This is a genomic window from Trichlorobacter sp. (assembly GCF_030247655.1).
Lineage (GTDB): Bacteria > Desulfobacterota > Desulfuromonadia > Geobacterales > Pseudopelobacteraceae > Trichlorobacter.
In genome coordinates this window covers 1-10,503 of the sequence record NZ_JAOTRZ010000096.1, presented here as the reverse complement: position 1 = coordinate 10,503, position 10,503 = coordinate 1, and the positions used below count along the sequence as shown (strand labels likewise).

10 protein-coding genes are annotated in these 10,503 nt (G+C 54.0%); 8 read left to right on the top strand and 2 right to left on the bottom strand.

Features of this window, described 5'->3' with window-relative positions:
- A partial coding sequence (locus OEL57_RS09715; protein WP_300740075.1) for a hypothetical protein occupies positions 1–502 on the bottom strand: 502 nt, incomplete at its 3' end.
- 226 nt (positions 503–728) lie between these two features.
- Between OEL57_RS09715 and OEL57_RS09710 the strand changes: the two genes are divergently transcribed.
- From OEL57_RS09710 to phoU, 8 genes are all read left to right on the top strand, one after another.
- Positions 729–920, top strand: coding sequence for a hypothetical protein (locus OEL57_RS09710; protein WP_300740073.1), 192 nt, complete (start codon positions 729–731; stop codon positions 918–920).
- Between the two features lie 123 nt (positions 921–1,043).
- Positions 1,044–2,126 carry an alpha/beta fold hydrolase gene (locus OEL57_RS09705; RefSeq protein WP_300740071.1) on the top strand — a complete coding sequence of 361 codons (1,083 nt, stop codon included), beginning with the start codon at positions 1,044–1,046 and terminating at the stop codon, positions 2,124–2,126.
- A 216-nt stretch (positions 2,127–2,342) separates the two neighbouring features.
- A complete protein-coding gene (locus OEL57_RS09700) occupies positions 2,343–3,926 on the top strand; it encodes a GH3 family domain-containing protein (protein ID WP_300740069.1) in 1,584 nt (527 codons plus the stop codon).
- Between the two features lie 83 nt (positions 3,927–4,009).
- The gene (locus OEL57_RS09695; protein ID WP_300740067.1) at positions 4,010–4,975 is read left to right on the top strand and encodes a PstS family phosphate ABC transporter substrate-binding protein; all 966 of its coding nucleotides are present in this window, start codon (positions 4,010–4,012) and stop codon (positions 4,973–4,975) included.
- A 56-nt stretch (positions 4,976–5,031) separates the two neighbouring features.
- Positions 5,032–6,957 carry an ABC transporter permease subunit gene (locus OEL57_RS09690; protein WP_300740065.1) on the top strand — a complete coding sequence of 642 codons (1,926 nt, stop codon included), beginning with the start codon at positions 5,032–5,034 and terminating at the stop codon, positions 6,955–6,957.
- Between the two features lie 132 nt (positions 6,958–7,089).
- A complete protein-coding gene (gene pstA / locus OEL57_RS09685) occupies positions 7,090–8,682 on the top strand; it encodes a phosphate ABC transporter permease PstA (RefSeq protein WP_300740063.1) in 1,593 nt (530 codons plus the stop codon).
- A 23-nt stretch (positions 8,683–8,705) separates the two neighbouring features.
- Positions 8,706–9,491, top strand: a complete 786-nt coding sequence (gene pstB, locus OEL57_RS09680; RefSeq protein WP_300740061.1) for a phosphate ABC transporter ATP-binding protein PstB — start codon at positions 8,706–8,708, stop codon at positions 9,489–9,491.
- Positions 9,491–10,159 carry a phosphate signaling complex protein PhoU gene (phoU, locus tag OEL57_RS09675; RefSeq protein ID WP_300740059.1) on the top strand — a complete coding sequence of 223 codons (669 nt, stop codon included), beginning with the start codon at positions 9,491–9,493 and terminating at the stop codon, positions 10,157–10,159. Before pstB ends, phoU begins: the two co-directional genes overlap by 1 nt.
- Before the next feature lie 136 nt (positions 10,160–10,295).
- On the opposite strand, the gene OEL57_RS09670 is transcribed toward phoU, so the two are convergent.
- On the bottom strand, positions 10,296–10,503 hold a 208-nt coding region (locus tag OEL57_RS09670), incomplete at its 5' end, for a CoA-binding protein (RefSeq protein ID WP_300740057.1).

Sequence of the window (10,503 nt, the reverse complement as noted above, 5' to 3'; positions counted from 1 at the left end):
AGGCACGCCGTGCTGCCGTGCTGCGCAGTCCTGAAATAACATCACGAATCCCTTCAAGTGATTTTTCAGCAGCCTTAATGGAGCCGCTCAGATTGGTTACCTCAGCCTTAAATATCTCCAGGCTGGCGAACTTGTCGCGCAACGCTGAAGCCACCTGTTGTTCAAGGGTTGCAAAGGCAGACACATCCAGTTGTAGTCCCTTCAGTTCCTGTATCTCTTTATTCAGTTGATCAAGCCTTTTGCGGCGATCTTCCATCACAGCGGTCTGCTTCTGCAGCTCCTGGGGATCTTCCAGCATGCCGGTTTGCAGCAGATCACCGGAGAGTCGCTCCACGGTCTGCTGGAACTGCAGCATCTTGACCTGCAGCGGGGTGGAGCGGGTGGTCAGCTCCCGTATGTTGGTCTGAAATCCGGCGATGGTGTAGTAGCCCAGCAGCACGACAGCGGCAAAACCGGCAAAGGTAATCAGGCTGTTGATCAGTAGTTTCAGGCGAATGGTCATGGTGTGTTTTCCTCCCTTTTGATGCGTGAAACAGGACAGTAACAGGCCGCTGTTACAGCCCTGTGACAATGGAGAAAAATGTCTGTGGCATGCCTGATAACTGTTTTCAGGCGTTTGGACGATGTTGCAGACTCTTTGGGATCCTGACACCCAAACGTCATGTTTGAGCGGTATGGTCTGACAAACAAAAAAGGATGCCAATGAACGAGGCAGGAGGATGACCACGATGAGAACAAAGACCCTTGATGATTATTACAACTGGACCTGCGACTGGTGCGATAGCGAAAACCGGACCCTCTGGGTGCGGGTGGCTAACGGTGATGTTGCCTGCGGCGCCTGCCACCGTACCACCAGCTTTCCAACGTCAAGTATCGCACTGGCTGGCGGACAGCAGCAGATGATGGCCGGACAGTGCTAACGAGGTGGACCATGTTTCTGGTGCGGATTCTGACTATGAGGCGGCAGCTTGATCTGATTGACCAGCAACTTGAGCGCCTGCGGCGCTTGACCGGCCGTAAGGCCTGAAACAGGGAGAGCAGCCATGAAACAGTTGTTAAGCAGGCACCTGCAGCCGTTAACGGAGCGTCACCCGGCGTTGATGACTATGGCTACCGCCACTGCCGGGTTTTTTCGTTCCATAGCGATCAAACCCTATAAACAGCGTCATCGTCCGCGTGAACTGGCGCTGTGGGAACGCTATCACAGCCTGCATGCAGTGCGCTGTCAGGTCTATTGTGAGAAGTCTGCCGGGGGGCGGCCCACCATTGTGGTTGCCGGGTTTGTGCCGGATGCCACCGAGGTGGTGGAGTTCCAGCGTCCGATCCTGCGGAGCCACGGCAGTATTTACTATATGAATTATCCTCGTAACGGATTCAGTCAGGAGCTGTTTGAAGCCCAACTGGCAGACTTGATTGATGAGTTAACTCTGAAGGGGCAGCGGCCGGTGCTGATGGGGGTCAGCTTCGGGGCAGGCCTGGTGGTGGATTTTCTACGTCGTGCCTCAGAACAGCTGCATGACCGTTTGCGTGGTCTGCTGCTGGTCAGCCCGGTGCTCTGTACCGCCGACCTGATCCGGCCTGACAATCAGCGCAGCGGCGGCGTGCGGATGCTGGAGTCGAACCTGCGTAAAATATTGAAGGCTGATCCCAATGACGAGACCGACCTGAACCGTCAGCTTGAACGGGCCCGGCGCTGTTTTCAGGCGCTGTTTGAAGCGGGGGCGGAAAACCGTAACCTGACCACCCGCCACCTGGCCATCCGGCAGCGGATCTTCGGGGTGCTGGAACATACCTCTAACCTGGGAGGCTATCAGCGGGTACTTGCGTTGCGCAGCTTTGCTGAACCAGCTCCGGCCAGGACCATCTTTAGTGGCCCAACCCTGGTCATGCTGGCAGAGGATGAGCAAAGCATTCTGGTGCCTGGTTCACCCACCCTGCAGCTCTGTGCTGACCATGCAGCCCTGCGTTCTGTCTTTCCGGAAGGCAAGACCTGCCTGATCGCCTCAAACAACGATGCAGATCCAGTGGCCCATGCCTCGTTGATCTTCCATCAGCATTGTTACAACCCGCGCATGGAACAGTGGTTGAACAAGCTGCATAATCAGCCGCTCCTGGCGGTGGTGTAAACAAATAGGCCGCTGATGATACAGATCAGTGCTGATTGTCAAAATCTAAAAAGAATTTTACCGCAGAGGACACAGAGGTACGCAGAGTAGAAATATGTGGTTGTTAAAAAAACTGCAGTACCAAAAGGGGTAATATTTTTGGTTGTCTTGTTGAATTTCCTCTGCGTTACTCTGCGCTCTCTGCGGTGAACGCTTTATCCAGGATAAGGAGCTTCATTGCGTTTTTCATCACTCATCTCCCTGCCGCTGCGTGCCGCTGCTGATATCCGCGCCCGGCAGTTTTTGCGTAAAGATCCACTGGACAGCCAGCGTGAACTGCTGCCACGCCTGCTGAGCAAGGCCGCTGCCACCCGCTTTGGTGTTACCTATGGTTTTACCGGTCTCGCCAGCCTGCCCTTTGATGTCAGTTATCGCCGTTTTCAACAGCAGGTGCCGATCCGCACCTATCGCCAGTTCTGGGATGACTGGTTTGCATCCTGTCTGACAACCATACCGCAGGGGCAGCAGTTGCGCTTGCAGGATCAGACCTGGCCCGGCCTGATTCCCTGGTTCTGTGAGACTTCCGGCACCACTGCGCCAACCAAATTCATCCCCTTTACCTCTGATATGTTCAGCATGAACCAGCGGGCAGCTCTGGATATGCTTTGCTGCTATCTGGCTGCCAAGCCGGGTAGTAACATTCCAGCGGGCAAGATCCTGTATATGGCTGGCAGCACCCAACTCAAGCAGATGGGGGCGGGGGTGCTGGCCGGTGACATGAGCGCCATTACCCTGCAGCAACGCCCCGCCTGGCTGAATCCGTTTGTGGAGCCGCAGGAACCGCTGACTTCGGCCCCCTGGGATCAACGGTTGGAGGGGATGGCCCGTCTGCTGCTGGATGACCAGAAGATCCGCATCATTTCCGGGGTGCCGCCCTGGATTCTGCTGCTGTTGAAGCAGGTGGAGACCCTATCAGGCCGCTCTGTGGCGGAGGTGTTGCCAAATCTTGAGCTGATCATCCACGGTGGCACCAGCATGGCCCCCTATGCTGCCGAATATCAGCGCCTGCTTCCTTCAGGCGGCCCTGATTTTCTGGAGCTGCTCCCCTCATCGGAGGCGTTCATGGGCTTTCAGGTGCAGGGTGAAGCAACCATGCGGCTGACCCCGTTTTATGGCGCTTTTTTTGAGTTTGTGCCGATTGAACAGCTTGATGAGACCGGTGCGCCGTTGCCGGATGCCCGAGCCGTACCTCTGGCTGAGGTGGTGGTGGGGCAGCGCTATGCGGTGATTCTTTCCACCTGTGCCGGGCTCTGGCGCTACCACATCGGTGACACCCTGCGCTTTCTGGATAGGGATCGGTTCAGATTTGAGTTTACCGGCCGGGATAAATTTCTGGATCGTTTTGAAGAAAAGGTGACCCAAGCCGAGGTGGAACAGGCGGTTTCGCTACTGAACCGTAAGCATGACGGTCTGGTACGGGAGTTTATGGTGGGGACTGACATTGGAGGGCGCTGCCATCGCTGGGTACTGGCCTGCCGTGGCGATGGTCTGCCGTCTGATCAGGCAGCAGCTCTGCTTGATGAGCAGCTGCGCAGTTCCAATGCCGATTACGACACCTTCCGCCAGCAAGGCAGGATCAATAGTCCCCACGTACTGTTGGTATCGGAACAGCAGATTTATGACTGGTCTGCCCAGGTGCGTGGCAAGCTGGGCGGCCAGAGCAAGATACCCCATATCGACCCTACCTTGACCGGAGAGCTGGTGCAAAGCCTGTCTGTCTATGCATGTAACAATAGTTTCCAATCTTTTGCCTCGCTGTAACATGCCTGTCACAAAAAACGTTTATGGTGGCAATCAAGCTACACACACCTGAAAACACGAACAATACCAAGGAGGATGTACCAATGTTGAAAAAGAGCGTCCTGGCGCTGTGCGCCACCGTCTGCATGGCCACTGCGGCCCATGCAGAAAAAGTGAAGGTAGATGCAAAGCTGCCTGCCTACAAGGCAACATCCGGTGTATCCGGCAACCTGAGCAGTATCGGTTCTGATACCCTGAACAACCTGATGACCTACTGGGCAGAAGGGTTCAAGAAGAAGTACCCCAACGTCAATATCCAGATTGAAGGCAAAGGCTCTTCAACCGCACCGCCAGCTCTGATTGCTGGTACCGCCCAGCTGGGTCCCATGTCCCGCCCGATGAAAGGCAAGGAGATTGAAGACTTTGAGAAAAAGTATGGCTACAAGCCGACCAAGATCGGTGTGGCCCTGGATTCACTGGCGGTGTTTGTTAATAAGGATAACCCGATCAAATCACTCTCGCTGGACGAAGTTGACGCCATTTTTTCTAAAACCCGCAAGCGTGGTCTGCCTGAAATCACCACTTGGCAGCAAGCCGGTGTAACCGGTGCTCTGGCTGCCAAGCCGATCTCCCTGTTTGGTCGTAACTCTGCCTCTGGCACCTACGGTTACTTTAAGGAGCACACCCTGAAGAACGGCGATTACAAGAACACCGTAAAAGAACAGCCCGGCTCCGCATCGGTTGTTGAAGGTGTTGCCAAGGATATCGCTGCAATCGGTTACTCCGGTATCGGCTATGCCACCTCCGGCGTTAAGGCTGTACCGCTGTCTGACAAAAAGGACGGCACCGTCTATGAAGCCAACTATGCCAACGTGTTGTCAGGCAAGTACCCCTTGGCTCGTATGCTCTACATCTATGTAGCCAAGAAGCCGGGTCAGCCGCTGCCCAAGGTGACGGAAGAATTCCTGAAATTTGCCCTTTCCAAGGAAGGTCAGCAGATTGTGGTTAAGGATGGCTATGATCCACTGCCTGCTTCCGCTGCTGCTGAGCAGTTGAAAGCTCTGAAATAGGAATGCATTCATGGGGCGACCGGCCGGTCGCCCCTGTCTTCATGTCAGGATAGTCAATGGCCTCCAGAATTGTAGATAAATCACGCCGTAATGATCGGCTGGCTGCATGGATCATTAAGGCAGGCGGACTTTTTGTTATCGTTGCGGTAATCGGCATCCTGTTTCTGATTGCCAAGGTTTCGGTGCCGTTGTTTTACTCAGCCACTGCTGAACGACTGGCTGAAGTCCCGGCTGAGTTACAGACACTGGTTGCTGAAGACAGTACCGGTACAAGCCAGAGTCGCGAGCTGGGAGAAACCGGATCTATCCGTGTGCAGCTGATCTCCGGCAACCAGTTTGAAGTGCAACGTCAGCTGGTTGAGAAAGATGTCCTGGGTAATGAAAAGAAAACCGGACAACAGTACCGCCTGACTGATCCGCTGCCCGGCAATATTTCCACTTTTTGGTTGGGGCGCAAGGGTCAGAGCCTGTATGCGGGAACCGATAACGGCTGGCTGGTCCGTTGGGATCTGTCCGGTGAGGGTGAAGGCCGGTTGATTGAAACGGTTCAGGCGTTCAAGGATCATCGCCGGATTACCGCGCTGGCCACCATACTGGGCGATTACTCTCTGGCGGTCGGTGATGAAAAAGGTCAGGTAACAACCTGGATGCCGGTTTCAAAACCGGGCAGCGGCGAAGACAAGCACCTTGCCCTGATTCACCGTCTGCCGGGATTGTCACAGCCGGTCAGTCGTCTACTGGCATCTCCGCGGGACAAGTCCCTTGCTGTGTTCGACAAGCAGGGAACTATAAAAATGGTGCATATGACCAGCGAGCGGCTGCTGCTGGAGTTAAAAGCCGGTATGCCGGTTGCCGCTGCCGCTTTTGCCGACCGAGGCCGAAAACTGGTGGTAAGCAGCGCTGATGGAAAAGCCATCGCCTGGAAACTTTCCATTCCGCACCCTGAAGTATCGTTTTCTACTCTGTTCGGTAAGGTCTGGTACGAAGGGTATGACAAGCCGGAGTATGTCTGGCAGTCCTCTGCTGCCACCGATGATTTTGAGCCGAAGATTTCGCTGATGCCATTGGTCTTTGGTACTTTCAAGGCCACCCTGTTTGCCATGCTGTTTGCGGTGCCGCTGGCACTGCTGGGGGCTCTCTATACCAGCCAGTTTATGGCGCCGAGCCTGAAGGGGCGGATTAAACCGGCTGTGGAGATTATGGCTGCCGTACCTTCTGTAGTCGTCGGCTTTCTGGCCGGTCTCTGGCTGGCACCATTGATGGATGAACATATTCTTGCTCTTTTTATCTCCTTTGTGATGGTACCGCTTATGTTGCTTGTTGCCATTTTTGCCTGGCGGCCATTGGCTGAAAACACCGCATTTGGACGCAGGCTGAAGGGGTATGAATTTCTGGGAATGCTGCCGATTGTGTTTGTTACCCTCTGGCTCTCCTGGAAGTTGGCGATTCCTCTTGAAGCAGCCTTGTTTGGCGGAGATCTGAAGCAGTGGCTCTATGGTACCCTCGGAGTTAACTATGATCAGCGTAACAGTATTGTAATTGCCGTCGCCCTGGGTTTTGCCGTGATTCCGATCATCTTTACCATCGCTGAGGATGCCCTTTCCAATGTACCCCGCAATCTGTCTGCCGCCTCGCTGGCCCTGGGGGCAAGCCGCTGGCAGACCGCCTGGCGGGTGGTACTCCCCTCGGCTCTGCCTGGTGTCTTCTCCGCGATCATGATCGGTTTTGGCCGGGCAGTGGGTGAGACCATGATTGTGCTGATGGCCACCGGCAACACGCCAATTATGAGCTGGTCACTGTTTAACGGCCTGCGTTCGCTTTCAGCCAATATTGCGGTGGAGATACCGGAAGCGCCGCTGTTCGGCACCCTCTACCGCACGTTGTTCCTGTCGGCAGTGTTGTTGTTTATGCTGACTTTTATCATTAACACTGCAGCAGAACTGCTACGGCAACGTTTTCGCAAGAAGTACGGAAGGTATTAAGGATATTTCACCACAGAGGACTCAGAGGTTCGCAGAGGAAAGGCTTTAAAATTGTCAAAGTGATTTTACAAAAGTTCTTTGTTTCCCTTTCTGTTCCTTGGCGTCCTCTGCGGTAAAAAACAAAGGTGTAACGTGAAAAATTACTGGAAACGTGGCGAACCGATGGTGCTGGCAGCCGGGGCTACCCTGGCTCTGATTCTGTTCATGACCCTGACTCTGCTGGCAGTTATCCTGGGTAACAGCCTGGGGTACTTCTGGGTCAAGGATATGGTCCAACTTAAGCTGAAAGACGGTAGTCTCATAATGGGACAGCTGACCGCCACAGGCCGGCATGCCCTGACTGATGTCGAGCGGTTGCAGTTGAAGGTGGGAAACCGTGATCTGTATTCACAGGACTTTCGTTGGGTGGATGATTCAGAAGTGGTGGAACGTGCCAAGCCAGATGACGCCTATTTGCTTGAACGACGTGAACATGGCAATTTCTTCGGCTTTCTGAAAGAGTTGAAAGGGGCTGAAGGGGAACCGGTTACAGCAGATTACGTGACCCTCATGAAGCTGCATACTGCTGTTCTTGATAAGCAGCGCGGGTTAAAGTCGATAAAAAAAGAGATGTCCAGACTGAATCAGGCTTCAGAACAGTTGCGGCTCAAGATCCAGAAACTGGAATACAAGGGTTCTGAGGTGAACAGTGCTGCAATTGCCGTCCTGGCTGAAGAACGTGCAAAACTGACCATGGCCTTTGACGCCCTGAATGAGCAGTTGAACCAGAAGCAGGCTGAGCTGAACAAGACTGCGGCTGTTTTCAGTGATGCAGCCGGCACCAGCAAGGAGTTGCCACTGCTGGAGATCGTTAAGATCTACCAGCCCAACAGCATGTCAGCCGTTGCCAAGGCTGGTGCCTATCTTGGCAAGATCCGTGAGTTGCTGTTTGATGATCCCCGGGAATCAAATACTGAAGGTGGCCTGTTTCCGGCCATTTTCGGTACAATACTGATGGTGCTGCTGATGTCGGTTTTTTCGCTGCCCTTTGGCGTAATTGCCGCCATCTACCTGCGTGAATATGCCAGGGAAGGCAGGCTGGTGCAGCTGGTGCGGATTGCGGTCAACAACCTTGCCGGAGTGCCTTCCATTGTTTACGGTGTGTTCGGTTTGGGCTTCTTTGTCTATGGCATCGGCGGATCACTGGACAAGCTGTTCTTCCCGGAGCGGCTGCCAACTCCCGTCTTTGGAACCGGCGGCATCCTTTGGGCTTCGCTGACCCTGGCGCTTTTGACTGTTCCAGTGGTAATTGTGGCCACTGAAGAATCGCTGGCCTCAATCCCCAAGGGAATCCGTGAAGGCTCACTTGCCCTGGGGGCGACCAAGTTTCAGACCCTGACCAAGGTACTGCTGCCGATGGCTACACCTGGCATCATGACCGGTCTGGTGCTCTCCATGGCCCGGGCCGTGGGAGAGGTGGCACCGTTGATGCTGGTGGGGGTGGTTAAGCTGGCCCCGACCCTGCCGTTTGATGGTCAGTTTCCATTCTTCCATATGGATCGCAAGTTTATGCATCTTGGCTTTCACATCTTTGATGTCGGTTTCCAGTCTCCTAACGTTGAGGCTGCCAAACCAATGGTCTATGTCACCACCCTGTTGCTATTGTTGATTGTGATTGCCGCCACCAGTCTGGCAATCCGCTTCCGTAACCAGATGCGTCGCAGATATACTACTTCGCACTTTTAAACCGTACTAAAGGATAAAAAACGATGAGTCCAGAACCTGTTGATCTGAGTAATCATCCCCCGGTGATCGAGGCTGATCATGTTAATCTCTACTATGGGACAACCCATGCCCTGAAAGATATCTCGCTATCCATGGGTAAAAATCAGGTGGCCGCCTTCATCGGCCCTTCCGGCTGTGGTAAATCGACGCTGTTACGCTGCCTGAACCGGATGAATGATCTGATTGATTCAGTCCGGGTTGAGGGAAGTATTACCCTGGATGGAGAAGAGATTACCGGTAGATCCACCGATGTCATCTCGCTGCGGAGGCGGGTAGGAATGGTCTTTCAACAGTCCAATCCGTTTCCCAAATCAATTTATGAGAACATCGTCTACGGAATGCGAATAGCCGGGGTGAACGATAAGGCAACCCTTGATGAAACGGTTGAACGTAGCCTGAAAGGCGCGGCCATCTGGAACGAAGTCAAGGATCGTCTGCATGATTCGGCCTTGGGGCTTTCCGGTGGCCAGGCCCAGCGGATCTGTATTGCCCGGGCGATTGCAACCAACCCGGAAGTGATCCTGATGGACGAACCCTGTTCAGCCCTGGACCCGCTTTCTACCTTGAAAATAGAGGAACTGATTGACGAGCTGAAGAAACAGTATACGATTGTGATCGTAACCCACAACATGCAGCAGGCCGCACGGGTGTCGGACGCAACTGCCTTTTTTTACCTGGGAGAGCTGATCGAGATGGGTGATACCAAGAAGATCTTCACCAACCCGGAGAAGCAGCAGACAGAAGATTATATCACCGGGAGGTTTGGTTAATGAGTGGACATCTGGTGGCATCCTACGATGCCGAACTGAAAGACCTGAAGCAACACGTTCTGACCATGGGAGGGCTGGTGGAAAAGATGATCACCGATGCCATCAAGTCACTGGTGGATCGTGATACCGAGCTGGCAGAGAAGATCATCGCCATGGATCATGAAGTTAACGGCCATGAGGTTGCCATTGATGAAAAGTGCCTTGAGCTGCTGGCGTTGCGGCAGCCCACCGGTCGGGACCTGCGTTTTATCACTCTGGCTTTGAAGATAGTGACAGATCTGGAGCGGATAGGCGATAAATGTGCCAACATGGCCAAGCGTGCCCGACAGCTGAATCAGGAACCGCCGCTCAAGCCGTATGTTGATATTCCCCGCATGGCTCACTGGGTTGAGCAGATGATTAAAGAAGCTCTGGATGCCTTTGTGCGGGGTGATGCAGAGCTGGCCATCAAGGTCTGCAAGGATGACCAGATGGTGGATGATCTGAATCAGCAGGTGCAGCGTGAACTGTACACCTACATGTTGGAAGATCCTGCCACCATCAGCCGGGCCATGCGTCTGACCTATATCTCAAAATCTCTGGAGCGGATTGCTGACCACGCCACCAATATTGCCGAGATGGTAATCTTTATGGTGAAGGGGAAAGATATCCGCCACACCACACCGTAGGGGATGGTCTTTTTTCGCCCCAGGTCAATCGCTCATCGGTATGGCTTGTGCGGCGTACTTTAGTGTACGCCTCCGCACCATGCCTTGAGCGCTTGTCCTGGAACAAAAAAATCCTCATCCCTAGAGAGCCAAGTAGTCAGTGTTCGTGATAGCCCAGTACCACCAGCAGACAACTGTGATCGGCAATCACGTTGATCCCGGCGGCCTTGCAGCGTTCAATGGCTGCGTCACTTTCTGCACCGGGTTGCATCCAGATGTTGGTAATACCGCGCGCAATGGCTGCCTCAACCACCTTCTCGGTCACTGCCGGAGGGGTGATCACCGAGATACTCTTGACGTTATCC